A 22,692-nucleotide genomic window follows, 5' to 3' on the forward strand; every position below is an offset into this window, starting at 1 on the left:
GTGGATCCCGTGACGGGGGCAGGGCCGGAGACCACGGAACTGACATGCTTGATCTCGCAATCGTAGGCGGCGGCCCCGGCGGGCTGATGAGTGCCTGGTATCTAAAGCGTAAGCTCGGCGACCTCTGCCGCGTCACCATCTTCGAGGCATCCGACCGGCTCGGCGGCAAGATCGTCACGCGCAAATTCGATTCCGCCCCGGCGATGTACGAGGCCGGCGTTGCCGAGATCTACGACTACTCGATGACCGGTCCGGACCCGCTGCGCGAGCTGATCCAGCATTTCGGACTTCAGACCATTCCGATGGACGCCGAGCAGGTGCAGTTCGGCGGCGAGCTGCTCGACGATGTCGCAGGCATGCGCCGCAGATACGGCGCCAAGACCGCGGCCGCGATCGAGGCGTTCCGCAAGCGCTGCTCGGAGGTGATGTCGCCGATCGAATATTACGAAGGCGTCGGCGCGCACGACAACGAGAATCCCTGGGCCTACAAGACCGCGGAGCAGGTGCTCGACGAGCAGGTCGAGGACGAGACCGCAAAGCGCTTCTTCAAGGTGATGGCGCGCTCGGACATCGCGACCGAGAGCCACAACACCAACGGCCTCAACGCGCTCAAGAACTACCTGATGGATGTCGACGGCTATATCGGCCTTTACTCCATCCAGAACGGCAACGAGCAGCTGATCGAGTGCCTGCAGTCGGAGGTCAACGCCGACATCCAGCTCAATCACCGCGTGCTCACCGTCGGCAAGGCGCCGACCGGCCGCTATCAGCTCAAGATGATGAACGGCAAGGGTCCGGAGACGCGCGACTTCGACCTCGTGCTGGTGTGCCTGCCGCATTCCTGGCTCGCCACCATGGCGTGGGAAGGCGAGCAGCTGCGCAAGTCGATGGTCAAGCACGTCTCCTATTTCGACCGTCCGGCGCATTATCTGCGCGTCTCGATCCTGTTCGACACCCCGTTCTGGGGCGAGAAGATCCCCGGCGCCTGGTTCATGTCGGAGGCCTTCGGCGGCTGCTGCGTCTACAACGAGGGCGCGCGCCACGACGTCGGCAAGCACGGCGTGTTGAACTGGCTCATTCCCGGCTCCGATGCGCTGGCGTTCGCCAACCTCTCGGACCAGGAGCTGATCGACGCTGCGCTGAAATCGCTGCCGGCCTCGCTCGGCGATGCCCGCGCGCATTTCATGGAAGGCAAGATCCACCGCTGGCTGTCGTCGGTGAACGCGCTGCCAGGCGGCTTGCCCGTGCGCGACGTCATGACCAATCACCGGCCGGAGCCGAAGGAACATCCCGGCATCGTCGTGGTCGGCGACTATCTGTTCGACTCCACGCTGAACGGCCTGCTCGACTCCTCGGATGCCGCGACCGACATCATCCTGACCGAGATGATGCGCCTGCGCCGCGAGCGCGCGCAGGACGACCAGCCGATCTCCGACAAGATCGACCGCGACTATTTCGAGAACTATCGCGGCCTCGGCCCGTACAGCGAAGCGTGGAAGCACTTCACCGATCCCGATTATCTCACAAAACTGATCGGCATCGTCTGGGGCAAGGCAAAGGGCTCAAAGCTCCTGGTCGCGGGCTCGGCCAGCGGCGAGCTGGTGGGCGCGCTGCGCGAGCGCGGCATCGATGCCTGGGGCATCGAGAACAACCGCGCCATCCACGCCAAGACGCCGAAGGCGCTGAAGAAGTACAACAAGCTCGGCTCGATCACCGACATGCCATTCAAGGACGGCAGCTTCGACTTCGTGTTCGAGACCAGCCTCTGCCACGTGTCCCCGAAGCAGGTGGTCCGCGCGATCCGCGAGCTCAACCGCGTGGTCAGGACCGGTCTCGTGTTCGGCTCGATCACCTCGGACATGGCCTCGGTGGTGATCGACCGCTACGACCTCTTGCGCGGGGTCAAGAAGCTCGGCACCTGGTGGGAATGGTCCGAGCTGTTTTTCGGCAACGGCTTTGACCTGTCGATGCACCGCAAGGACTGCACCGACGCGCTCTGGGAGGCGACGCTTGCCGCGGGCAAGGGCCCGGGTCAATGGTACGCCGACGCCGACAGCTTGCGTTATTCGTTCTTCGACAAGGTCGAGGACGAGGACGACGACTAGCTCTCGAGGAACGACTAGCTCTCAAGGATCGGGTGAATTCGCCAATTGTTTTGCCGAATTCATTTTGATCGCATAGAATCGGTGCAATAGCGGCTCTCCGCTATCTCTTTCTCTGCGGTCATGCCGGCCGTCAGCATCGGTTGGTTTCATGGCGTCCAAGCCTCTCTCGCCCGACAAACAGAAGCTCGCCGCCGAAGAGGCGACCGAGCTCGACGACAAGCTTGCCGCCGCCAAGCCGGACCTCGAAGACGACGAGGACGATGAAGACGAGGAGGATGACGAGCTGGAGCTCGATGATGACGATGAGGACGAGGACCTCGTCGTCTTTACCGCGCGCGAGGCCGCCGGCGCGCTCGCGACCATCCTGGGTTTCGTCAAGCCTTTCCTCGCCAACTACAAGCGGATGCTGTCGTTTGTGGCGTTCGGCGTCGTCGTCGAGACGCTGTTCAACGTCATCATGCCGCTCAGCCTGAAATACCTGATCGACGATGCGCTCGGCGAGGAGGATTTCCAGGCGCTGTACAAGATCCTCGGCGTGCTCGCGGTCGCCGGCATCCTCACCTCCATCATCGCGGTCTGGTACGAGCGCTGGGACGCGCGGCTGGCCGCCTGCATCATCTCCGACGTCCGCAAGCGCCTGTTCGAGCACGTCCAGGAGCTGCCGGCGGCCTATTTCGGCCGCACCAAGCGCGGCGAGATCCTGTCGCGCTTTTCCGTCGACCTCTCGGCGTTCGAAGGCTCGGTGAAGACCTTCGCCAACAGCGCGGCGCTGCCGTTCCTGGAACTGGTCGCCGGCATCGTCCTGATGTTGTTTTTGAACTGGCAGCTCGCCGTGGTCGCGCTGCTGGTGTTCCCGATCACGCTGATCGGCCCGCGCATCCTCACCCCGAAGGCGGTGCAGGCCAATTACGAGCAGAAGCTCAACGAGAGCGCGCTGCTCGGCATGGTGCAGGAGAACGTGGCGGCGCAGGCCGTGATCAAGGCGTTCAGCCTGCAGCGCAAGATGTTCGGCTTCTTCCGTTTCCGCAACGACGAGACCCGCAACAGGATCGCCTCCGCCGCGTTCCTGTCGACCATGGTGGAGCGGACGGTCACCATCTCCGTGCTCTTGCTGCACCTCGTGGTGCTCGCGATCGGCGCGTATCTGGCGACCAAGGGCCAGATCACCATCGGCACCTTCGTCACCTTCGAGAGCGCGTTCTGGGAGGTCTCCTACAACATCGCCCATGTGATGCACTTCATCCCGGTGTCGATCTCCTCGGCCGCCGCGATTCGCCACATCCAGGAGCTGCTCGACGAGCCGACCCGCGGCGCCGACCGTCCCGGCGCACCCGACCTGCCGCGCATCACCAACGACATCACCTTCGACCACGTCACCTTCCAGTACGAAGGCAGCCAGACGCCGGTGCTGGACAATCTCAGCCTCAAGCTCAACGTCGGCAAGAGCATCGCCATCGTCGGGCCCTCTGGCTCGGGCAAGAGCACGCTGCTCAATTTGATCCTGCGGCTCTATGTGCCCGACGAGGGCCGCGTCACCATCGACGGCGTCGATGTGCGCAAGGTGACGCTGGATTCGCTGCGCCGGAGCATGGCGGTCGTGTTCCAGGAGAACATGCTGTTCAACATGTCGATCCGGGAGAACATCCGGCTCGGCAAGGAGGGCGCGACCGACGAGGAGGTGGAGGAGGCGGCGAAGAAGGCCGAGATCCACCGCTACATCATGAGCCTGCCGCAGCGCTACGACACCTCGGTCGGCGAGCGCGGCGACACGCTCTCGGGCGGCCAGCGCCAGCGCATCGCGATCGCGCGCGCGATCATCCGCAATCCGTCGGTGCTGCTGCTCGACGAGGCCACCTCGGCGCTGGACCAGACCACGGAGGCCGCGATCAACCGCACGCTGCTCAAGGTCGCCAAGGGCCGCACCATGATCTGGTCGACCCACCGCCTGACCTCGGTGGTCGAGATGGACGAGATCATCGTCATCTCAGGGGGCAGGGCGATCGAGCGCGGCTCGCATGCCGAACTGCTCACTAGGAACGGCACCTATCGCAAGCTGTGGAACGACCAGATGCACCAGCCGCACGGCGCTGCGGCTCAGGCCGATGACGACAGCGAGGATGACGACGAGGAAGACGACGACCTCGAGGATGATGAGGACGAGGACGACGAGGAGGAGTGACCGAGGAAGTTCGGCTCCAGGTCGAAGGCACCTCCGAGCGGCCGCAATAGCCCCTGAAGCGACCAGGCCATGAAGCGCGCCCAGCGCTGTGCCAGTAGAGGCCTGGCGCGGTCGAGACTGCGCGGAAATCGAACGCCTTCGCCGCCGACCATTCGTCGCAGGCCCGCTTGATCGGATCGGCGTAGAACGCGGCGACCTTCGCCGCTTCCATCCCGTCGGAGGCGAGCCATTGCGGGATGTAGACATTGCAGAGCCGCTCGACGTCCGTGAAGACCTTGTCGCAGCCGGTGCCCGCGGCGGGGCAGGAGGTCGCGAAGGCATCGCCCACCAATACGAGGCCGGGCTGGCCGCTTGCATCGTTCACATAGAGATCGACCGGGCGGATCTTGATCTCGCCGGGAATGTCGAACGGGCCGGTGATGTGTTTGAGCCGCGGCAGGGCGGCGTTTAGCGTCTCGGCCGGCCTGCGCCGCAGTTCGCTGAGCCAGGGATCATCGAAGCTGCGGTAGACGAACAGATTGGCGCGCATCCGCGGGCCGATCGGAAACAGCGTGATGTAGGGAATGCGGTCGCTCGGCCGCTCCGAGAAATAGGTCAATGCGGGGAAATCGAACGAATTCCGCCCCGCCGGCACCACGTCGAATCCGATCGCGATCGAGTGGCAGGCGCTGACGACCTTCCGCACGATGCCGAGCTGGTGGCGCAGGCCGACATTGAGGCCGTTGGCGAGTACGACGAGGCGGGCCGAGATCGTCTCGTCATTGGAGAGCAAGACCCGCTGCCGCTCCGGGCTGGCCTCGACCGAAACGGCCTTGGCGCAGATGCGCTCCACGCTCGCAGGGATCTCGTCGCGGACGGCATTGACCAGGGAATCGTAGAGGATGTTGAACTGCCGGCTCGGCGCCTTGTCGAGCAGATGGCCGAACCGTGCGATCCAGTTCGCGCCGGCAAAGGTAGCGCGGCGCAGGACCGATTCTCCGATTCCGGTCTGCAGGAATCGCTCGACCTGGACATGACCGCTGAGTTTCTCGACGCGAAAATCCGCCGGATAGCTCTCATGCGGATCGATCAGCACCGTCGAAATGCCGGCGCGGCCGAGCATCGCGGCGGCGGTCGAGCCGGACAATCCCCCGCCGATGATGGCAATGTCGGTGTACCGCATGGCGTAAATCTCTGCCGATGGCGGCAGATTGCCGCACCAACAGGAAAAAAAGCCTTAGCGAGGGATATAAAAGTATATTTCGCCCGGATGTAAATGGGCCGCTGGGGTAGCGGAACAGGGGGCCCATGCCCATATCCGGACGGCGCGGTGAGTGCGGCAAACAGCGATTTCGACAGTCGCGAGAAGCGTTTTTGACTGTCGTTTCACCTTGACTTGACCGATTCTCACTTATAGAAAGCGCCTCACTTAACGACAGGCGGTGAGCATCGCCAACGTCGGAACGGGCCACCCGTTGACCGCCAGGGACCATATCCCGGGGGTCGTTTAAGGCGGGCACCAACCTCGACGAATGCCGCTCAAACGCTGTCGATCATAGCTAGGCAATGCCAGTGCGATTTTAGTTCTCTTGAGCTCGTTCTCTTGAGATCGAATTCGGATGCATGACCTCGGTGCGCAGGCCGCGGCTTTACGCTGATCGGCCTCAATATCGCGGTCCTCTGTGGCGTCGAAGCGCTTTCCGCTCGTTGATGGAGCGGTTGGCGCAATTTCGCTTTGCGCGGATTGTTCCGCAAAAAGCGGCCTCGTCGGGCGGGTGGCTCGAGAAGAATTTGCGGTTCCGGCGACGGGCCGTGCCAAGACAGCGGGCCCGGAAGGGGCCGCGACAGAACAAAGGGTAAGGCCAGGATGCCGACGATCAACCAGCTGATCGCTCAACCGCGTGAAGTGCAGAAGTCGCGCAAGAAGGTGCCGGCGCTGCAGCAGTCGCCGCAGAAGCGCGGCGTTTGCACGCGCGTCTACACCACGACCCCGAAGAAGCCGAACTCGGCGCTTCGTAAGGTCGCCAAGGTGCGCCTGACCAACGGCTTCGAGGTGATCGGCTACATCCCCGGCGAGGGCCATAACCTCCAGGAGCACTCGGTGGTCATGATCCGCGGCGGCCGCGTCAAGGACTTGCCCGGCGTGCGCTACCACATCCTCCGCGGCGTTCTGGATACCCAGGGCGTCAAGAACCGTAAGCAGCGTCGTTCGAAGTACGGCGCCAAGCGTCCGAAGTAAGCGGGAACCAGCTCAATGTCTCGTCGCCACTCAGCGGAAAAGCGCGAAGTTCTCCCGGATCCGAAGTTCGGGAACATCATCGTCACGAAGTTCATGAATTCGGTGATGTACGCCGGCAAGAAGTCGGTCGCCGAAGGTATCGTCTATGGTGCGTTCGGTATCATCGAGAGCAAGACCAAGCAGAACCCGCTCGGCGTGTTCGAGCAGGCGCTCGAGAACGTCATGCCGACGATCGAGGTCCGCTCCCGCCGCGTCGGCGGCGCGACCTACCAGGTTCCGGTCGAGGTTCGCTCGACCCGCCGGCAGGCCCTTGGCATTCGCTGGCTGATCGCGGCTGCGCGCGAGCGCAACGAGAAGACGATGACCGAGCGGCTCTCGGCGGAGCTCTTGGACGCATCGAACAACCGGGGGAACGCCGTCAAGAAGCGTGAAGACGTGCACCGGATGGCGGAAGCCAACCGCGCCTTCTCGCACTATCGCTGGTAACGGCGAAACAAACGGACTCGCAAGGAACACCCCATGCCCCGCCAACATGCCATCGAGGACTACCGTAACTTCGGTATCATGGCGCATATCGACGCCGGCAAGACCACGACGACCGAGCGCATCCTCTATTACACCGGCAAGAGCCACAAGATCGGCGAAGTGCACGAAGGTGCCGCGACGATGGACTGGATGGAGCAGGAGCAGGAGCGTGGCATCACGATCACCTCGGCTGCGACCACCGCGTTCTGGAACGGCAAGCGACTGAACATCATCGACACGCCGGGCCACGTCGACTTCACCATCGAGGTCGAGCGTTCGCTGCGCGTGCTCGACGGCGCCGTCTGCGTGCTCGACTCCAACCAGGGCGTCGAGCCCCAGACCGAGACCGTCTGGCGCCAGGGCGACAAGTACAAGGTTCCACGCATCGTCTTCGCCAACAAGATGGACAAGATCGGTGCCGACTTCTTCAAGTGTCTGGCCGACATCGTCGACCGTCTGGGCGCCAAGCCCGTCGCCATCCAGCTGCCGATCGGTGCCGAGAATAACTTCAAGGGTCTCATCGACCTCGTGAAGATGAAGGGCGTCGTCTGGAACGATGAAGCGCTCGGCGCGAAGTTCGACTACGTCGACATCCCGGAAGACCTCGTCGACCAGGCCAAGGAATATCGCGAGAAGATGGTGGAAGCCGCCGTCGAGCTCGACGACGACGCCATGGCCGCTTATCTCGACGGCAAGGAGCCGGACGAGGCGACCCTCAAGCGCCTGATCCGCAAGGCGGTGCTGACCGGCGCGTTCTATCCCGTGCTGTGCGGCTCGGCCTTCAAGAACAAGGGCGTGCAGCCGCTGCTCGACGCCGTCGTCGACTACCTGCCGTCGCCGCTCGACGTGCCCGCGATCAAGGGCACCGACGACAAGGGCAACGAAGTCGTGCGCAAGGCGGACGACAAGGAGCCGCTGGCGCTGCTCGCGTTCAAGATCATGGACGACCCGTTCGTCGGCACCATCACCTTCTGCCGCATCTACTCCGGTATCCTGCAGAGCGGCACCGGCGTCGTGAACTCGACCCGCGAGAAGAAGGAGCGCATCGGGCGCATGCTGCTCATGCATGCGAACAACCGCGAGGACATCAAGGAAGCCTATGCCGGCGACATCGTCGCGCTGGCCGGCCTGAAGGAAGCGCGCACTGGTGACACGCTGTGCGATCCCGACAAGCAGGTGATCCTGGAGAAGATGGAATTCCCCGAGCCGGTCATCGAGATCGCGATCGAGCCGAAGTCCAAGGCCGACCAGGAGAAGCTGGGCGTGGCGCTGGCCAAGCTCGCCGCGGAGGATCCGTCCTTCCGCGTGTCGACCGACCACGAGTCCGGCCAGACCATCCTCAAGGGCATGGGCGAACTGCATCTCGACATCAAGGTCGACATCCTCAAGCGCACCTACAAGGTGGACGCCAACATCGGCGCGCCGCAGGTTGCGTTCCGTGAGCGCGTCACCAAGCGGGTCGAGCACAGCTACACCCACAAGAAGCAGACCGGCGGTACCGGCCAGTTCGCGGCCGTGTCGTTCATCGTCGAGCCGAACGAGCCCGGCAAGGGCTACGAGTTCGAATCGAAGATCGTCGGCGGCGCGGTGCCGAAGGAATACATCCCCGGCGTCGAAAAGGGCCTGGAGAGCGTGCTCTCGTCCGGCGTGGTCGCGGGCTTCCCCGTGGTCGACGTCAAGGTGCAGCTCGTCGACGGCAAGTATCACGACGTCGACTCGTCGGCGCTCGCCTTCGAAATCGCCTCGCGCGCCTGCTTCCGCGAAGCGCTGCAGATGGGCAAGTCCGTCCTGCTCGAGCCGATCATGAAGGTCGAAGTGGTGACCCCGGAAGACTACACCGGCTCGGTCATCGGCGACCTGAATTCCCGGCGCGGTCAGATCCAGGGTCAGGACATGCGCGGCAACGCCAACGTCATCAACGCGATGGTGCCGCTCATGAACATGTTCGGTTACGTGAACAACCTGCGCTCGATGAGCCAGGGTCGCGCGACCTTCACCATGCAGTTCGACCACTACGCAGAAGCGCCGGCCAACGTGTCGGCAGAAGTCCAGAAGAAGTTTGCCTGATTGTCGTCGGTCTGAAAGCTGACGATTGAACGGAGAGTCAAATGGCCAAAGCAAAGTTTGAACGTAACAAGCCGCACTGCAACATCGGCACCATCGGTCACGTCGACCATGGCAAGACGTCGCTGACCGCGGCGATCACCAAGATCCTCGCCGAGACCGGCGGCGCGACGTTCACCGCGTACGACCAGATCGACAAGGCGCCGGAAGAGAAGGCTCGCGGCATCACCATCTCGACCGCGCACGTCGAGTATGAGACGCAGAACCGCCACTACGCCCACGTCGACTGCCCCGGCCACGCCGACTACGTGAAGAACATGATCACCGGCGCCGCCCAGATGGACGGTGCGATCCTGGTCGTGTCGGCTGCTGACGGCCCGATGCCGCAGACCCGCGAGCACATCCTGCTCGCCCGCCAGGTCGGCGTGCCCGCGCTCGTCGTGTTCCTCAACAAGTGCGACATGGTCGACGATCCGGAGCTGCTCGAGCTCGTCGAGCTCGAAGTCCGCGAGCTGCTCTCGAAGTACGAATTCCCCGGCGACAAGATCCCGATCATCAAGGGTTCGGCGCTGGCCGCTCTCGAAGATTCGGACAAGAAGCTCGGCCACGACGCCATCCTCGAGCTGATGCGCAACGTCGACGAGTACATCCCGCAGCCGGAGCGTCCGATCGACCAGCCGTTCCTGATGCCGGTTGAAGACGTGTTCTCGATCTCGGGCCGCGGTACCGTCGTGACCGGCCGTGTCGAGCGTGGCGTCGTCAAGGTCGGCGAGGAAATCGAGATCGTCGGTCTCCGCGCCACCCAGAAGACCACCGTCACCGGCGTCGAAATGTTCCGCAAGCTGCTCGATCAGGGCCAGGCCGGCGACAACATCGGTGCGCTGCTCCGCGGCACCAAGCGTGAGGACGTCGAGCGCGGCCAGGTTCTGGCCAAGCCGGGTTCGGTCAAGCCGCACACCAAGTTCAAGGCTGAGGCTTACATCCTCACCAAGGAAGAGGGCGGTCGCCACACCCCGTTCTTCACCAACTACCGTCCGCAGTTCTACTTCCGCACCACCGACGTGACCGGTGTCGTGCACCTGCCGGAAGGTACCGAGATGGTGATGCCGGGCGACAACATCGCGATGGAAGTGCACCTGATCGTGCCGATCGCGATGGAAGAGAAGCTCCGCTTCGCGATCCGCGAAGGTGGCCGCACCGTCGGCGCCGGCGTCGTCGCCTCGATCATCGAGTAATTACGAGAATAGGGACGGCGAGTAGCGAGTGGTGACATTCGCTATTCGCTATTCGCCACCCACTGAAGAGAGACCACGGCAATGAACGGCCAAAACATTCGTATCCGTCTCAAGGCGTTCGACCATCGTATCCTCGATACGTCGACCCGCGAGATCGTGAACACGGCGAAGCGCACCGGCGCGCAGGTCCGCGGACCCATTCCGCTGCCCACCCGCATCGAGAAGTTCACCGTCAACCGTTCGCCCCACGTCGACAAGAAGAGCCGCGAGCAGTTCGAGATGCGCACCCACAAGCGCCTGCTCGACATCGTCGATCCGACCCCGCAGACCGTCGATGCTTTGATGAAGCTCGACCTGGCCGCCGGTGTCGACGTCGAGATCAAGCTCTAAGATTTTGGATCCCGTTCGCGAAAGCGGACAAAGAGAACAGGAAGCAAGCCGATGCGCTCCGGAGTGATCGCACAAAAGGTCGGGATGACGCGGGTCTTCACGGAGGCCGGCGAACATATCCCCGTGACCGTGCTGAAGCTCGGCAATTGCCAGGTCGTAGGCCACCGCACCGAAGAGAAGAACGGTTACGTCGCGCTCCAGCTCGGTTCTGGCGCCCGCAAGACCGTTTACATGCCCAAGGCGGAACGCGGCCAGTTCGCGGTCGCCAAGGTCGAGCCGAAGCGCCGGGTCGAGGAATTCCGCGTCACCGCGGATGCCATGATCCCGGTCGGCGCCGAGATCCAGGCCGACCATTTCGTCGTCGGCCAGTTCGTCGACGTCACCGGCACCTCGGTCGGTAAGGGCTTCGCCGGCGGTATGAAGCGCTGGAACTTCGGCGGTCTGCGCGCCACGCACGGTGTGTCGATCTCGCACCGCTCGATCGGTTCGACCGGTGGTCGTCAGGACCCCGGCAAGACCTGGAAGAACAAGAAGATGCCCGGCCACATGGGTGTCGACCGCATCACCACGCTCAATCTGCGCGTCGTTCAGCTCGACGTCGAGCGCGGCCTGATCCTTGTCGAAGGCGCCGTTCCCGGCTCCAAGGGCGGCTGGATCCGCGTGCGTGACGCCGTCAAGAAGCCGCTGCCGAAGGAAGCTCCGAAGCCCGGCAAGTTCAAGGTTGCTGGCGACGCGGACGCCGCTCCGGCTGCGCAGGAGGCGTGAGATGGAACTGAAGGTCACCACCCTCGAAGGTAAGGAAGCGGGCTCGGTCCAGCTGTCCGACGCCATCTTCGGTCTCGAGCCGCGCGAGGACATCATCGCGCGCTGCGTGCAGTGGCAGCTCAACAAGCGCCAGGCCGGCACGCACAAGGCCAAGGGCCGCGCCGAGATCTGGCGCACCGGCAAGAAGATGTACAAGCAGAAGGGCACCGGCGGTGCTCGTCACGGCTCGGCCCGCGTGCCGCAGTTCCGTGGCGGTGGCCGTGCCTTCGGTCCGGTGGTGCGTTCGCACGCCACCGACCTGCCGAAGAAGGTCCGCGCGCTCGCGCTCAAGCATGCGCTCTCGGCCAAGGCCAAGGACGGCGATCTCGTCGTGATCGAGAAGGCCGCGCTGGAAGCCGCCAAGACCAAGGCGCTGCTGGGTCACTTCTCGGGCCTCGGGCTGACCAACGCGCTGATCATCGATGGCGCCGAGCTCAACAACGGCTTTGCCGCCGCGGCCCGCAATATCCCGAACATGGACGTGCTGCCGATCCAGGGCATCAACGTTTATGACATCCTGCGCCGTCAGAAGCTCGTTCTGACCAAGGCCGCCATCGATGCGCTGGAGGCGCGCTTCAAATGAGCAAGAACATCGAGCCTCGCCACTACGACGTGATCCTGTCGCCGGTCGTGACCGAAAAGGCCACGATCGCCTCGGAGCACAACAAGGTGCTGTTCAAGGTGGCCGCGAAGGCGACCAAGCCGCAGATCAAGGAAGCGATCGAGAAGCTGTTCGACGTCAAGGTCAAGAGCGTCAACACGCTGGTCCGCAAGGGCAAGACCAAGGTCTTCCGCGGCAATCTCGGTTCGCAGTCGAACTCCAAGCGCGCGATCGTGACCCTCGAAGAGGGCCATCGGATCGACGTGACCACCGGTCTGTAAGGTCGTAAGACGATGGCACTGAAGACATTCAATCCCACGACGCCGGGCCAGCGCCAGCTGGTCATGGTCGATCGTTCGGCCCTGTACAAGGGCAAGCCGCTGAAGGCGCTCACCGAGGGCAAGAAGTCCTCGGGCGGTCGCAACAACACCGGTCGCATCACCGTGCGTTTCCGCGGCGGTGGTCACAAGCAGACGCTGCGCATCGTCGACTTCAAGCGTGACAAGGTCGATGCGCCCGCGACGGTCGAGCGGCTGGAGTACGATCCCAACCGCACTGCGTTTATCGCGCTGATTAAGTATCAGGACGGTGAGCAGGCCTACATCCTGGCGCCGCAGCGCCTGGCCGTGGGTGACACCATCGTCGCCGGCAACTATGTCGACGTGAAGCCGGGCAACGTCATGCCGCTCGGCAACATGCCGGTCGGCACGATCATCCATAATATCGAGGTCAAGATCGGGAAGGGTGGCCAGCTCGCCCGTTCGGCGGGCACCTACGCCCAGCTCGTCGGCCGCGACCAGGACTACGTCATCATCCGTCTGAACTCGGGCGAGCAGCGCCTGGTGCACGGCCGTTGCCGCGGCACGATCGGCGCGGTGTCGAACCCGGACCACATGAACACCTCGATCGGCAAGGCCGGCCGCAACCGTTGGCTGGGCCGCAAGCCGCATAATCGCGGCGTTTCGATGAACCCGATCGACCATCCGCACGGCGGTGGTGAAGGTCGTACCTCGGGCGGCCGCCACCCGGTCACTCCGTGGGGCAAGCCGACCAAGGGCAAGAAGACCCGCTCCAACAAGTCGACCAACAAATTCATTCTCCTAAGCCGCCACAAGCGGAAGAAGTAAGGAACGCCGGACATGGTTCGTTCAGTCTGGAAAGGCCCGTTCGTCGAGGGTTCTCTGCTCAAGAAGGCAGATGCCGCCCGTTCGTCCGGCCGTCACGACGTCATCAAGATCTGGAGCCGTCGCTCGACGATCCTGCCGCAGTTCGTCGGCCTGACCTTCGGCGTCTACAACGGTCAGAAGCACGTGCCGGTGGCCGTCAACGAGGAAATGGTGGGTCACAAGTTCGGCGAGTTCTCGCCGACCCGGACCTTCCATGGCCACTCCGGCGACAAGAAAGCCAAGAAGGCTTGAGGATTAAACGATGAGCAAACCTAAGCGCGAACGGAGCCTCGCCGACAACGAGGCCAAGGCGGTCGCCCGGATGCTGCGGGTGAGTCCGCAGAAGCTCAACCTGGTCGCCCAGCTCATTCGCGGCCGGAAGGCTTCCGCGGCGCTCGCCGACCTGCAGTTCTCGCGCAAGCGGATCGCGGTTGACGTGAAGAAGTGCCTGGAATCGGCGATCGCCAACGCCGAGAACAACCACGACCTCGACGTCGACGATCTCGTCGTGGCGCAGGCCTTCGTCGGCAACGGCCTCGTGATGAAGCGCTTTGCCGCCCGCGGCCGTGGCCGCTCGGGCCGTGTCTACAAACCATTTTCGCAGCTGACGATCATTGTTCGTCAGGTCGAAGCCGAAGCAGCAGCGGCTTAAGGGTCGCAGGAGAAAACGATGGGTCAAAAGATCAATCCGATCGGTCTGCGTCTCGGCATCAACCGGACCTGGGATTCCCGCTGGTTCGCCGGCAAGCAGGAATACGGCAAGCTGCTGCACGAGGACGTCAAGATCCGCGAGATCCTGCACAAGGAGCTCAAGCAGGCGGCCGTCGCCCGCATCGTGATCGAGCGTCCGCACAAGAAGTGCCGCGTCACCATCCACTCGGCCCGTCCGGGCGTGGTGATCGGCAAGAAGGGCGCCGACATCGACAAGCTGCGCAAGAAGGTCGCGGACATCACCTCGTCCGACGTCGTCATCAACATCGTCGAGATCCGCAAGCCGGAGCTCGATGCGACGCTGGTGGCGGAATCGATCGCGCAGCAGCTGGAGCGCCGCGTGGCGTTCCGCCGCGCCATGAAGCGTGCCGTGCAGTCGGCGATGCGTCTCGGCGCGGAAGGCATCCGCATCAACTGCTCGGGTCGTCTGGGCGGTGCGGAAATCGCGCGCATGGAGTGGTACCGCGAAGGCCGCGTGCCGCTGCACACGCTGCGCGCCGACATAGACTACGGCGTTGCGACCGCGTTCACGACCTTCGGCACCTGCGGCGTCAAGGTCTGGATCTTCAAGGGCGAGATCCTCGAGCACGATCCGATGGCCCAGGACAAGAGAATGGCCGAAGGCGAGACCGGCGGCAGCAGCGATCGTGGCGGCCGTCAGCGCCGCGAGACGGCTGCAGCCTAAAGCCAGACAGGAATTTGAGGGCTTAAAGCCATGATGCAACCTAAGAAAACGAAGTTCCGGAAGGCGCATAAGGGCCGCATCCACGGCGTTGCGTCTTCGGGCGCGACGTTGGCGTTCGGCCAGTTCGGCCTGAAGGCGACCGAGCCTGAGCGCGTCACCGCGCGCCAGATCGAAGCCGCTCGCCGCGCGCTGACCCGCCACATGAAGCGCGCCGGCCGCGTCTGGATCCGCGTATTCCCCGACGTTCCGGTGTCGAAGAAGCCGGCCGAAGTCCGCATGGGCTCCGGCAAGGGTTCGCCGGAATTGTGGGTGGCGCGCGTCAAGCCGGGCCGGGTGCTGTTCGAGATCGACGGCGTCAACACCCAGACGGCGCGTGAGGCGCTGACCCTGGCGGCCGCCAAGCTGCCGATCAAGACGCGCTTCGTCGAGCGCATTGCGGAGTAATGGCCATGGCACAGATGAAGATCGAAGACATCCGCGCGATGAGCCCCGACCAGCAGGATGACGCCATCCTGAACCTGAAGAAGGAGCGCTTCAACCTGCGCTTCCAGCGCGCCACCGGGCAGCTCGAGAACACCTCGCGCCTGCGCGAGGCTCGCCGTGACATCGCCCGGATCAAGACCGTCGCCGCGCAGACGCGCGCGAAGAAGAAGTAAGAGGCTTACGAAGATGCCGAAACGTACTTTGCAGGGCGTGGTCGTCAGCGACAAGCAGGCCAAGACCATCGTGGTGCGCGTCGATCGCCGCTTCACGCACCCGATCTACAAGAAGACGATCCGCCGTTCGAAGAACTACCACGCGCACGACGAGAGCAACGAGTTCAAGCCGGGCGACATGGTGTGGATCGAGGAATCGAAGCCGATTTCGAAGCTGAAGCGCTGGGTCGTGATCCGGGGCGAGCACAAGAAAAGCGCCTGATCTGTTGGCTTTAGCCGACTGACTTCAGGGAAATGTTGAGCGCCGGCTGGGCTGGCGCAATTAGAAAGAGGACGAGGTGCATCAATGATTCAGATGCAGACCAACCTCGACGTGGCCGACAATTCTGGCGCACGCCGTGTCATGTGTATCAAGGTGCTCGGGGGCTCCAAGCGCCGCTACGCCACGATCGGCGACATCATCGTCGTCTCGATCAAGGAAGCGATTCCGCGTGGCAAGGTGAAGAAGGGCGACGTGATGAAGGCCGTCGTGGTGCGCGTCCGCAAGGACATCCGCCGCGCCGACGGTTCGGTCATCCGCTTCGACCGCAACGCCGCCGTGCTGATCAACAACCAGTCGGAGCCGGTCGGCACCCGTATCTTCGGGCCCGTGCCGCGCGAGCTGCGCGCCAAGAACCACATGAAGATCATCTCGCTCGCGCCGGAGGTGCTGTGATGGCTGCGAAGATCCGCAAGGGCGACAAGGTCGTCGTGCTGACCGGCCGCGACAAGGGCCGCACCGGCGAAGTGTTCGAGGTTCGTCCCGACGCCGGCACCGCGCTGGTGCGCGGCGTCAACATGGTCAAGCGTCACCAGAAGCAGACGCAGGCCCAGGAGGGCGGCATCATCTCGAAAGAGGCGCCGATCCAACTGTCCAACATCGCGTATGTCGGCAAGGACGGAAAGCCGACCCGCGTCGGATTCAAGATTCTGGCGGACGGCAAGAAGGTCCGCATCGCCAAGAGCTCGGGAGCTGAGATCGATGGCTGAGGCCGCTTACACCCCGCGCCTGCGCGCGGAATACGATGCGAAGATCCGCACGGCCCTGACCGAGAAGTTCGGTTATGAGAACGTGATGCAGGTTCCGCGCCTGGACAAGGTCGTGCTGAACATGGGCGTTGGCGATTCCGTCAACGACCGCAAGAAGGCCGAGACCGCCGCCGCCGAGCTGACCCAGATCGCCGGCCAGAAGGCGATCGTGACCTATTCGCGTATTGCGATCGCGACCTTCAAGCTGCGTGAGAACCAGCCGATCGGCTGCAAGGTCACGCTGCGCAAGGCCCGCATGTACGAGTTCATCGATCGCCTGGTGACGGTCGCGCTGCCGCGCGTCCGCGACTTCCGCGGCCTGAACCCGAAGAGCTTTGACGGCCGCGGCAACTACTCGCTCGGCATCAAGGAGCACATCATTTTCCCCGAGATCGACTTCGACAAGGTCACGGAAGCCCGCGGTATGGACATCACCGTCTGCACCACGGCCAAGACCGACGAAGAGGCGAGGGCCTTGTTGACCGCTTTCAATTTCCCGTTCCGGCAGTGAGACGCTGACCTAAAGCCTCTCAAACGCGGATACCCAGGAGCCAAGCATGGCAAAGAAGAGTTCAGTCGAGAAGAACAACCGGCGCAAGCGGATGGTGAAGAACGCCGCCGCCAAGCGCGAGCGGTTGAAGGCGATCATCGCCGACAAGAAGCTGCCGATGGAAGAGCGTTTCGCGGCGACGTTGAAGCTGGCGGAAATGCCGCGCAACTCGTCGGCGACCCGCATTCGCCTGCGCTGCGAGCTGTCGGGCCGCCCGCGCTCGAACTATCGCAAGAACAAGCTGTCCCGTATCGCGCTGCGCGAACTTGGCTCCAAGGGCATGGTCCCGGGCCTCGTGAAGTCGAGCTGGTAAGGAGGGTCGTTTAGATGTCTACGCACGATCCAATCAGCGATCTGATCACCCGCATCCGCAACGCGCAGATGCGCTCGAAGACCAAGGTCTCGACGCCCGGCTCGAAGATGCGCGAGAACGTGCTCGAGGTGCTCAAGTCCGAGGGCTACATCCGCGGTTACGCCACGCTCGAGCACTCCTCGGGCCGCAGCGAGATCGAGATCGAGCTGAAGTATTTCGACGGCGAGCCCGTCATCCGCGAGATCGAACGTGTCTCCAAGCCCGGGCGTCGCGTCTACGCCTCGGTGAAGAACCTGCCGCGGGTCAACAACGGGCTCGGCATTTCGGTGTTGTCGACGCCGAAGGGGATCATGGCCGACCACAGCGCGCGCGACGCGAATGTGGGCGGTGAAGTCCTCTTCACGGTGTTCTGAGAAGGATTTTTGATCCATGTCACGAGTTGGCAAAAGGCCTGTGGCGGTTCCGTCGGGTGTGACCGCGACCGTTGACGGGCAGACCGTCAAGATGAAGGGGCCGAAGGGCCAGCTTCAGTTCGTCGTCCATGACGACGTCGAGGTGAAGCTCGAGAGCGGCCAGATCAAGGTCAAGCCTCGCGCCGAGACCAACCGCGCCCGCGCGCTCTACGGCACCGCTCGCGCCCAGGTCGCGAATCTGGTCGAAGGCGTCACCAAGGGCTTCGAGAAGAAGCTCGAGATCACCGGCGTCGGTTACCGCGCCGCGATGCAGGGCAAGAACCTGCAGCTCGCGCTCGGCTACAGCCACGACGTGATCTATCCGATCCCGGAAGGGATCACGATCACCGTGCCGAAGCCCACCGAGATCACGGTCACCGGCAGCGACGTCCAGCGCGTCGGCCAGGTCGCGGCCGAGATCCGCGCCTACCGTCCGCCGGAGCCCTACAAGGGCAAGGGCGTGAAGTATGTTGGCGAATTCATCTTCCGCAAGGAAGGCAAGAAGAAGTAACGGAGCCGGTCATGTCCAAAGCCAAGGTTACGAATGCCCGGCGCAAGCGGAGTGTGCGGCTGAAGCTGCGCCGCTCCGGTGGCGGCCGTCCGCGTCTGTCGGTGTTCCGCTCGTCCAAGCACATCTACGCCCAGGTCATCGACGACCTGAAGGGCGAGACGCTGGCCTCTGCCTCCTCGCTCGAGAAGTCGATGCGCGACGGCGGCAAGACCGGCGCCGACATCGATGCGGCGAAGGCGGTCGGCAAGCTGCTGGCCGAGCGCGCCGCCGAGAAGGGCGTCAAGGAAGTCGTGTTCGATCGCGGCAGCTACCTCTATCACGGCCGCGTCAAGGCTCTCGCCGACGCCGCGCGTGAGAGCGGGCTGAGCTTCTAACGGAATTTGAGGATTGAGGCGTAAGCCTCTGAAGGATTGGAAAAATGGCAGAACGCGAACAACGTGGTGGACGCGATCAACGCGGCGGCGGACGTGAACGCAAGGAGCGCGAGGAGCGCGACAGCGAGTTCGTCGACAAGCTGGTCCACATCAACCGCGTGGCCAAGGTCGTCAAGGGCGGCAAGCGCTTCGGTTTCGCAGCGCTGGTCGTGATCGGCGACCAGAAGGGCCGCGCCGGCTTCGGTCACGGCAAGGCGCGCGAAGTGCCCGAGGCGATCCGCAAGGCGACTGAATCCGCCAAGCGCAATCTGACCCGGGTCTCGCTGCGCGAGGGCCGCACGCTCCATCACGACATCGCCGGCCGTCATGGCGCGGGCCGTGTCTACCTGCGTGCCGCTCCCGCCGGTACCGGCATCATCGCCGGCGGCCCGATGCGCGCCGTGTTCGAGACGCTCGGCGTCCAGGACGTGGTGGCGAAGTCGATCGGCTCGTCGAACCCGTACAACATGGTTCGCGCGACCTTCGACGCGCTGAAGCATCAGGATTCGCCGCGTTCGGTCGCAGCCCGCCGCAACATCAAGGTGTCCACTCTGCAGTCCCGCCGTATCGGCGGCGATGCCGAGGCGGCTGCCGACTAACGGAAGCTTTCGGAGTAGACTCCCATGGCCAAGGACGCCGCTAAGTCCAGCAAGACGATCAAGCTCGAGCAGACCGGCAGCGCGATCCGCCGCCATCACTCGCAGCGGTCGACCCTGATCGGGCTCAAGCTCAACAAGATCGGCCGCACCAGCGAACTGCCGGATACCCCGGCGGTGCGCGGCATGATCGACAAGGTTCACCATCTCGTCCGCATCGTCGACGAGAAGTAAGCAGGGCGCATGATCCCGAAACCGGGTGCCGGTCTTCGGTGACGATCATGCGCAAGACACAAGGAGAAGGGCGATGAAGCTCAGCGATATCGCCGACAACGCCGGCTCGCGCAAGAAGCGCATGCGCGTCGGCCGCGGCATCGGTTCGGGCAAGGGCAAGCAGTCCGGCCGCGGCGGCAAGGGCCAGACCGCGCGTTCGGGCGTGCGCATCAAGGGTTTCGAAGGCGGCCAGATGCCGATGCATCGCCGTCTGCCCAAGCGCGGCTTCAACAACATCTTCCGCGTCGAGTTCGCCGAGATCAATCTCGACCGGCTCCAGGAAGCGGTTGATGCGAAGAAGATCGACGCCGGCAGCGTCGTGAACGTCGAGGCCCTGGTGAAGGGCGGCGTGCTGCGCCGCGCCAAGGCCGGCCTGCGGCTGCTCGGCCGTGGCGAGCTCAAGTCCAAGCTCAACATCGAAGTGCATGGCGCCACCAAGACCGCGATCGCGGCGGTGGAGAAGGCCGGCGGCTCGGTGAAGATCCTCGCCCCTGCCAAGGAAGAAGGCGAGGCGGCGTAACAACTGCGTCATTGGCCCGCGCCTCGCGGGCCTTTACGCACGCGGGACGATGGACTTATCGAAGCCGAGCCCCAGATAATGTCCGGTTTCCGCTCTAATGTAGCCCGGCCGCGGGCATGACGGCGCAACAGGCGGCGGGAGAAAGTCCAAGATGGTCTCTGCAGCGGAACAACTGGCAGCCAATCTCAATTTCGGCGCGTTCGCCAAGGCCGACGAACTGAAGAAGCGCATCTGGTTCACCCTGGGTGCGCTGCTCGTTTATCGGCTCGGAACCTACATCCCGCTGCCGGGCATCGATCCCAACATCTGGGAGCAGGTGTTCAGGTCCCAGGCGGGCGGCATCCTCGGCATGTTCAACATGTTCGCCGGCGGCGGCATCCACCGCATGGCGATCTTCGCGCTGAACATCATGCCGTACATCTCGGCCTCGATCATCATCCAGCTCCTCACCACCGTCTCGCCGCAGCTCGAGGCGCTGAAGAAGGAGGGTGAGGCGGGCCGCAAGACGCTGAACCAGTACACCCGCTACCTGACGGTGATCCTGGCCGCGTTCCAGTCCTACGGCATCGCGGTGGGCCTCGAAGGCGCCGGCAACGTCGTCAGCGACCCCGGCATGTTCTTCCGCCTGTCGACCGCGATCACGCTGACCGGCGGCACCATGTTCCTGATGTGGCTGGGCGAGCAGATCACCTCGCGCGGCATCGGCAACGGCATCTCCCTGATCATTCTCTCCGGCATCGTCGCCGAGCTGCCCGCGGCGCTCGCCAACATGCTCGAGCTCGGCCGTCAGGGCGCGATGTCGACCGGCCTGATCCTGGTCGTCATCATCATGGCCGTCGCCGTGATCGCCTTCATCGTGTTCATGGAGCGCGCCCAGCGCCGGTTGCTGATCCAGTATCCGAAGCGCCAGGTCGGCAACAAGATGTTCGAGGGCCAGTCCTCGCATCTGCCGCTCAAGCTCAACACCTCGGGCGTGATCCCGCCGATCTTCGCCTCATCGCTGCTGCTGCTGCCGACCACGGTCGCGAACTTCAATGCCGGCAGCGGGCCGGAATGGTTCCAGTGGATCACCACCCAGCTCGGCCACGGCCGTCCGCTGTTCCTTGTGCTCTATCTCGCGCTGATCGTGTTCTTCGCGTTCTTCTACACCGCTATCGTGTTCAACCCGACCGAGACCGCGGACAATCTGAAGAAGCATGGCGGCTTCATCCCGGGCATCCGTCCGGGCGAGCGCACCGCGGAATATATCGACTACGTGCTGTCGCGCATCACCGTGCTGGGTGCGATCTATCTCGCGATCGTCTGCTTGATCCCGGAGATCCTGATCTCCTACGCCTCGGTGCCGTTCTACTTCGGCGGCACCTCGCTGCTGATCGTCGTCAGCGTCACCATGGATACGGTGGCGCAGGTGCAGGGCTATCTGCTGGCCCATCAGTACGAAGGCCTGATCCGCAAGTCGAAGCTGCGCGGCCGCCGCCGCTGAGCGCTGTGTCCTGCGAAGGCGGCGCAACAGCGCCGCCGATTCGCTGCGCGAGCAACGCGCAGCGTCCGCGGAGACGACCAGCCGGACGTTCGGTCGCATCGGCAGAGCTGCTCTCACCGCGCCACAATCACTGATTTCAAAGGCCTTCTTGGCGTCCGGCCATTCGCTCCCCTATGATATGGGTAGCGGTGCGGCGCCGATTATGGTTTGCACTGTTATCGAACTTTCAAACACGGGTGCGCGACGTATCGCTCACCAATCCGGGGGGGCGTACGCCGATGAGAATTATACTTCTGGGACCGCCGGGGTCGGGCAAGGGGACCCAGGCGCAGCTCTTGGTGCAGCGCTATGGCATCGTCCAGCTCTCGACCGGCGAGATGCTGCGCGCGGCCGTGGCGGCTGGTACGCCGGTCGGGCTGAAGGCCAAGGAGATTATGGCCGGTGGCGGCCTCGTCCCCGACGACGTCGTGGTCGGAATCATCTCCGATCGCATCGACCAGCCGGACGCCAAGAACGGATTCATCCTGGACGGCTTCCCGCGCACCGTGCCGCAGGCCGAGGCGCTGGACGATCTCTTGAAGCACAAGCATCTCAAGCTCGACGCCGTGATCGAGCTCCGTGTCAACGAGAGCGCGCTGCTGAGTCGTGTCGAGACCCGCGTCGCCCAGATGCGGGAGCGCGGGGAGGAGGTCCGGGTCGACGATACCCCGGAGGTTCTGACCAAGCGCCTGGCCAGCTACCGCAGCCAGACGGAGCCGCTGATTCACTATTATTCCGAGCGGCGGAAGCTCTCGACCATCGACGGCATGATGGCCATCGACGAGGTCACCCGTGCCATCCACCGCCAGCTGCTGGCGCTCGGGGCGGTGGAACCGAAGTCCCATGCCCGCAGCGCGGCCAAGACAGGCCCGGCCAAGAAGGCCAAGGGACCCAAGAAGGCGGCTAAGACTGCGGGGAAGAAAGCGGCCAAAAAGCCGGCCAAAGCGGCTAAAAAGGCCGCCAAATCGGCCAAAACCGCCAAAAAGGCGGCCAAGAAGGGCGCCAAGAAGACAGCCAAGAAAACGGTCAAAAAGACCGCCAAAGCAGCCGTCAAAAAAGGTTCGAAGAAGGGACCAAAAAAGGTCACGAAAAAGCGAGCCAAGCGCTAGCAGCGGTTGACGAAAGCCCCTGGAAT

General features: G+C 63.8%; 29 protein-coding genes and 1 pseudogene. 29 read left to right on the forward strand and 1 reads right to left on the reverse strand.

The window, feature by feature from the left end; translation table 11 throughout:
- Positions 1 to 44 precede the first annotated feature (44 nt).
- Both AAFG16_RS21415 and AAFG16_RS21420 read left to right on the forward strand, forming a co-directional pair.
- Positions 45 to 2,105 carry an FAD-dependent oxidoreductase gene (locus tag AAFG16_RS21415; protein WP_342740445.1) on the forward strand — a complete coding sequence of 687 codons (2,061 nt, stop codon included), beginning with the start codon at positions 45 to 47 and terminating at the stop codon, positions 2,103 to 2,105.
- A gap of 148 nt (positions 2,106 to 2,253) precedes the next feature.
- Positions 2,254 to 4,284: an ABC transporter ATP-binding protein gene (locus AAFG16_RS21420; RefSeq protein ID WP_342740446.1), complete on the forward strand. Its 2,031-nt coding sequence runs from the start codon at positions 2,254 to 2,256 to the stop codon at positions 4,282 to 4,284.
- Here AAFG16_RS21420 and AAFG16_RS21425 read toward each other — a convergent pair.
- Positions 4,200 to 5,446 (reverse strand): annotated as a pseudogene (locus AAFG16_RS21425) (NAD(P)/FAD-dependent oxidoreductase). The gene AAFG16_RS21420 and the pseudogene AAFG16_RS21425 overlap by 85 nt on opposite strands.
- A 684-nt stretch (positions 5,447 to 6,130) precedes the next feature.
- Between AAFG16_RS21425 and rpsL the strand changes: the two are divergent.
- From rpsL to AAFG16_RS21560, 27 genes are all read left to right on the forward strand, one after another.
- Positions 6,131 to 6,502: a 30S ribosomal protein S12 gene (gene rpsL, locus AAFG16_RS21430; RefSeq protein ID WP_007603006.1), complete on the forward strand. Its 372-nt coding sequence runs from the start codon at positions 6,131 to 6,133 to the stop codon at positions 6,500 to 6,502.
- 15 nt (positions 6,503 to 6,517) lie between these two features.
- Positions 6,518 to 6,988 carry a 30S ribosomal protein S7 gene (gene rpsG, locus AAFG16_RS21435; protein WP_018647239.1) on the forward strand — a complete coding sequence of 157 codons (471 nt, stop codon included), beginning with the start codon at positions 6,518 to 6,520 and terminating at the stop codon, positions 6,986 to 6,988.
- Positions 6,989 to 7,021: 33 nt separating this feature from the next.
- Entirely contained in the window at positions 7,022 to 9,094 is a 2,073-nt protein-coding gene (gene fusA, locus AAFG16_RS21440; protein WP_342740447.1) for an elongation factor G, read from the forward strand.
- A 41-nt stretch (positions 9,095 to 9,135) separates the two neighbouring features.
- The gene (gene tuf, locus AAFG16_RS21445) at positions 9,136 to 10,326 is read left to right on the forward strand and encodes an elongation factor Tu (protein WP_028177965.1); all 1,191 of its coding nucleotides are present in this window, start codon (positions 9,136 to 9,138) and stop codon (positions 10,324 to 10,326) included.
- Positions 10,327 to 10,407: 81 nt separating this feature from the next.
- Positions 10,408 to 10,716, forward strand: coding sequence for a 30S ribosomal protein S10 (rpsJ, locus tag AAFG16_RS21450; protein WP_002712302.1), 309 nt, complete (start codon positions 10,408 to 10,410; stop codon positions 10,714 to 10,716).
- A gap of 51 nt (positions 10,717 to 10,767) precedes the next feature.
- Entirely contained in the window at positions 10,768 to 11,481 is a 714-nt protein-coding gene (gene rplC / locus AAFG16_RS21455) for a 50S ribosomal protein L3 (RefSeq protein ID WP_283086235.1), read from the forward strand.
- A 1-nt stretch (position 11,482) separates the two neighbouring features.
- Complete coding sequence (gene rplD / locus AAFG16_RS21460; RefSeq protein ID WP_018647243.1) at positions 11,483 to 12,103, forward strand: 50S ribosomal protein L4; 621 nt, start codon at positions 11,483 to 11,485, stop codon at positions 12,101 to 12,103.
- Positions 12,100 to 12,402, forward strand: coding sequence for a 50S ribosomal protein L23 (locus tag AAFG16_RS21465; protein WP_027564406.1), 303 nt, complete (start codon positions 12,100 to 12,102; stop codon positions 12,400 to 12,402). Before rplD ends, AAFG16_RS21465 begins: the two co-directional genes overlap by 4 nt.
- 12 nt (positions 12,403 to 12,414) lie before the next feature.
- A complete protein-coding gene (rplB, locus tag AAFG16_RS21470) occupies positions 12,415 to 13,248 on the forward strand; it encodes a 50S ribosomal protein L2 (protein ID WP_342740448.1) in 834 nt (277 codons plus the stop codon).
- Between the two features lie 12 nt (positions 13,249 to 13,260).
- Positions 13,261 to 13,539: a 30S ribosomal protein S19 gene (gene rpsS / locus AAFG16_RS21475; protein WP_007603021.1), complete on the forward strand. Its 279-nt coding sequence runs from the start codon at positions 13,261 to 13,263 to the stop codon at positions 13,537 to 13,539.
- Between the two features lie 10 nt (positions 13,540 to 13,549).
- A complete protein-coding gene (rplV, locus tag AAFG16_RS21480) occupies positions 13,550 to 13,939 on the forward strand; it encodes a 50S ribosomal protein L22 (protein ID WP_035729589.1) in 390 nt (129 codons plus the stop codon).
- 18 nt (positions 13,940 to 13,957) lie between these two features.
- Positions 13,958 to 14,683: a 30S ribosomal protein S3 gene (gene rpsC, locus AAFG16_RS21485; RefSeq protein WP_027564403.1), complete on the forward strand. Its 726-nt coding sequence runs from the start codon at positions 13,958 to 13,960 to the stop codon at positions 14,681 to 14,683.
- A 30-nt stretch (positions 14,684 to 14,713) separates the two neighbouring features.
- Entirely contained in the window at positions 14,714 to 15,127 is a 414-nt protein-coding gene (rplP, locus tag AAFG16_RS21490; RefSeq protein WP_008136349.1) for a 50S ribosomal protein L16, read from the forward strand.
- A gap of 5 nt (positions 15,128 to 15,132) precedes the next feature.
- Complete coding sequence (gene rpmC / locus AAFG16_RS21495; protein WP_011088144.1) at positions 15,133 to 15,339, forward strand: 50S ribosomal protein L29; 207 nt, start codon at positions 15,133 to 15,135, stop codon at positions 15,337 to 15,339.
- A gap of 13 nt (positions 15,340 to 15,352) precedes the next feature.
- Positions 15,353 to 15,601, forward strand: coding sequence for a 30S ribosomal protein S17 (rpsQ, locus tag AAFG16_RS21500; RefSeq protein WP_007603028.1), 249 nt, complete (start codon positions 15,353 to 15,355; stop codon positions 15,599 to 15,601).
- A gap of 84 nt (positions 15,602 to 15,685) precedes the next feature.
- Positions 15,686 to 16,054 (forward strand): 50S ribosomal protein L14, encoded by a 369-nt coding sequence (rplN, locus tag AAFG16_RS21505; protein ID WP_007603030.1) that lies wholly within the window; start codon positions 15,686 to 15,688, stop codon positions 16,052 to 16,054.
- Entirely contained in the window at positions 16,054 to 16,368 is a 315-nt protein-coding gene (gene rplX / locus AAFG16_RS21510; RefSeq protein ID WP_018647249.1) for a 50S ribosomal protein L24, read from the forward strand. The genes rplN and rplX overlap by 1 nt, the downstream gene beginning before the upstream one ends.
- On the forward strand, positions 16,361 to 16,918 hold the full coding sequence (gene rplE / locus AAFG16_RS21515; RefSeq protein WP_018647250.1) for a 50S ribosomal protein L5: 558 nt from the start codon (positions 16,361 to 16,363) through the stop codon (positions 16,916 to 16,918). Before rplX ends, rplE begins: the two co-directional genes overlap by 8 nt.
- 46 nt (positions 16,919 to 16,964) lie before the next feature.
- Entirely contained in the window at positions 16,965 to 17,270 is a 306-nt protein-coding gene (gene rpsN, locus AAFG16_RS21520; protein WP_018322268.1) for a 30S ribosomal protein S14, read from the forward strand.
- A gap of 14 nt (positions 17,271 to 17,284) precedes the next feature.
- Positions 17,285 to 17,683, forward strand: coding sequence for a 30S ribosomal protein S8 (gene rpsH, locus AAFG16_RS21525; protein ID WP_018322269.1), 399 nt, complete (start codon positions 17,285 to 17,287; stop codon positions 17,681 to 17,683).
- A gap of 16 nt (positions 17,684 to 17,699) precedes the next feature.
- A complete protein-coding gene (gene rplF, locus AAFG16_RS21530) occupies positions 17,700 to 18,233 on the forward strand; it encodes a 50S ribosomal protein L6 (protein ID WP_283086237.1) in 534 nt (177 codons plus the stop codon).
- An 11-nt stretch (positions 18,234 to 18,244) separates the two neighbouring features.
- Positions 18,245 to 18,607, forward strand: coding sequence for a 50S ribosomal protein L18 (rplR, locus tag AAFG16_RS21535; RefSeq protein WP_007603036.1), 363 nt, complete (start codon positions 18,245 to 18,247; stop codon positions 18,605 to 18,607).
- Between the two features lie 44 nt (positions 18,608 to 18,651).
- Positions 18,652 to 19,245, forward strand: a complete 594-nt coding sequence (rpsE, locus tag AAFG16_RS21540; protein WP_008136332.1) for a 30S ribosomal protein S5 — start codon at positions 18,652 to 18,654, stop codon at positions 19,243 to 19,245.
- Between the two features lie 24 nt (positions 19,246 to 19,269).
- Positions 19,270 to 19,476, forward strand: coding sequence for a 50S ribosomal protein L30 (rpmD, locus tag AAFG16_RS21545; RefSeq protein WP_027564398.1), 207 nt, complete (start codon positions 19,270 to 19,272; stop codon positions 19,474 to 19,476).
- A 73-nt stretch (positions 19,477 to 19,549) separates the two neighbouring features.
- Positions 19,550 to 20,035 (forward strand): 50S ribosomal protein L15, encoded by a 486-nt coding sequence (gene rplO / locus AAFG16_RS21550; RefSeq protein WP_018322273.1) that lies wholly within the window; start codon positions 19,550 to 19,552, stop codon positions 20,033 to 20,035.
- Between the two features lie 151 nt (positions 20,036 to 20,186).
- Positions 20,187 to 21,518 carry a preprotein translocase subunit SecY gene (secY, locus tag AAFG16_RS21555; protein WP_027564397.1) on the forward strand — a complete coding sequence of 444 codons (1,332 nt, stop codon included), beginning with the start codon at positions 20,187 to 20,189 and terminating at the stop codon, positions 21,516 to 21,518.
- A 278-nt stretch (positions 21,519 to 21,796) separates the two neighbouring features.
- Positions 21,797 to 22,666: an adenylate kinase gene (locus AAFG16_RS21560; RefSeq protein WP_342740449.1), complete on the forward strand. Its 870-nt coding sequence runs from the start codon at positions 21,797 to 21,799 to the stop codon at positions 22,664 to 22,666.
- Positions 22,667 to 22,692 lie beyond the last annotated feature (26 nt).

This window comes from Bradyrhizobium sp. B117, from assembly GCF_038969555.1.
Taxonomy (GTDB): domain Bacteria; phylum Pseudomonadota; class Alphaproteobacteria; order Rhizobiales; family Xanthobacteraceae; genus Bradyrhizobium.

Excerpts from the sequence above, each read along its gene's own strand:
- AAFG16_RS21415 (WP_342740445.1), top strand. The coding sequence starts at position 45 with ATGCTTGATCTCGCAATCGTAGGCGGCGGCCCCGGCGGGCTGATGAGT.
- AAFG16_RS21420 (WP_342740446.1), top strand. The coding sequence starts at position 2,254 with ATGGCGTCCAAGCCTCTCTCGCCCGACAAACAGAAGCTCGCCGCCGAA.
- rpsL (WP_007603006.1), top strand. The coding sequence starts at position 6,131 with ATGCCGACGATCAACCAGCTGATCGCTCAACCGCGTGAAGTGCAGAAG.
- rpsG (WP_018647239.1), top strand. The coding sequence starts at position 6,518 with ATGTCTCGTCGCCACTCAGCGGAAAAGCGCGAAGTTCTCCCGGATCCG.
- fusA (WP_342740447.1), top strand. The coding sequence starts at position 7,022 with ATGCCCCGCCAACATGCCATCGAGGACTACCGTAACTTCGGTATCATG.
- tuf (WP_028177965.1), top strand. The coding sequence starts at position 9,136 with ATGGCCAAAGCAAAGTTTGAACGTAACAAGCCGCACTGCAACATCGGC.
- rpsJ (WP_002712302.1), top strand. The coding sequence starts at position 10,408 with ATGAACGGCCAAAACATTCGTATCCGTCTCAAGGCGTTCGACCATCGT.
- rplC (WP_283086235.1), top strand. The coding sequence starts at position 10,768 with ATGCGCTCCGGAGTGATCGCACAAAAGGTCGGGATGACGCGGGTCTTC.
- rplD (WP_018647243.1), top strand. The coding sequence starts at position 11,483 with ATGGAACTGAAGGTCACCACCCTCGAAGGTAAGGAAGCGGGCTCGGTC.
- AAFG16_RS21465 (WP_027564406.1), top strand. The coding sequence starts at position 12,100 with ATGAGCAAGAACATCGAGCCTCGCCACTACGACGTGATCCTGTCGCCG.
- rplB (WP_342740448.1), top strand. The coding sequence starts at position 12,415 with ATGGCACTGAAGACATTCAATCCCACGACGCCGGGCCAGCGCCAGCTG.
- rpsS (WP_007603021.1), top strand. The coding sequence starts at position 13,261 with ATGGTTCGTTCAGTCTGGAAAGGCCCGTTCGTCGAGGGTTCTCTGCTC.
- rplV (WP_035729589.1), top strand. The coding sequence starts at position 13,550 with ATGAGCAAACCTAAGCGCGAACGGAGCCTCGCCGACAACGAGGCCAAG.
- rpsC (WP_027564403.1), top strand. The coding sequence starts at position 13,958 with ATGGGTCAAAAGATCAATCCGATCGGTCTGCGTCTCGGCATCAACCGG.
- rplP (WP_008136349.1), top strand. The coding sequence starts at position 14,714 with ATGATGCAACCTAAGAAAACGAAGTTCCGGAAGGCGCATAAGGGCCGC.
- rpmC (WP_011088144.1), top strand. The coding sequence starts at position 15,133 with ATGGCACAGATGAAGATCGAAGACATCCGCGCGATGAGCCCCGACCAG.
- rpsQ (WP_007603028.1), top strand. The coding sequence starts at position 15,353 with ATGCCGAAACGTACTTTGCAGGGCGTGGTCGTCAGCGACAAGCAGGCC.
- rplN (WP_007603030.1), top strand. The coding sequence starts at position 15,686 with ATGATTCAGATGCAGACCAACCTCGACGTGGCCGACAATTCTGGCGCA.
- rplX (WP_018647249.1), top strand. The coding sequence starts at position 16,054 with ATGGCTGCGAAGATCCGCAAGGGCGACAAGGTCGTCGTGCTGACCGGC.
- rplE (WP_018647250.1), top strand. The coding sequence starts at position 16,361 with ATGGCTGAGGCCGCTTACACCCCGCGCCTGCGCGCGGAATACGATGCG.
- rpsN (WP_018322268.1), top strand. The coding sequence starts at position 16,965 with ATGGCAAAGAAGAGTTCAGTCGAGAAGAACAACCGGCGCAAGCGGATG.
- rpsH (WP_018322269.1), top strand. The coding sequence starts at position 17,285 with ATGTCTACGCACGATCCAATCAGCGATCTGATCACCCGCATCCGCAAC.
- rplF (WP_283086237.1), top strand. The coding sequence starts at position 17,700 with ATGTCACGAGTTGGCAAAAGGCCTGTGGCGGTTCCGTCGGGTGTGACC.
- rplR (WP_007603036.1), top strand. The coding sequence starts at position 18,245 with ATGTCCAAAGCCAAGGTTACGAATGCCCGGCGCAAGCGGAGTGTGCGG.
- rpsE (WP_008136332.1), top strand. The coding sequence starts at position 18,652 with ATGGCAGAACGCGAACAACGTGGTGGACGCGATCAACGCGGCGGCGGA.
- rpmD (WP_027564398.1), top strand. The coding sequence starts at position 19,270 with ATGGCCAAGGACGCCGCTAAGTCCAGCAAGACGATCAAGCTCGAGCAG.
- rplO (WP_018322273.1), top strand. The coding sequence starts at position 19,550 with ATGAAGCTCAGCGATATCGCCGACAACGCCGGCTCGCGCAAGAAGCGC.
- secY (WP_027564397.1), top strand. The coding sequence starts at position 20,187 with ATGGTCTCTGCAGCGGAACAACTGGCAGCCAATCTCAATTTCGGCGCG.
- AAFG16_RS21560 (WP_342740449.1), top strand. The coding sequence starts at position 21,797 with ATGAGAATTATACTTCTGGGACCGCCGGGGTCGGGCAAGGGGACCCAG.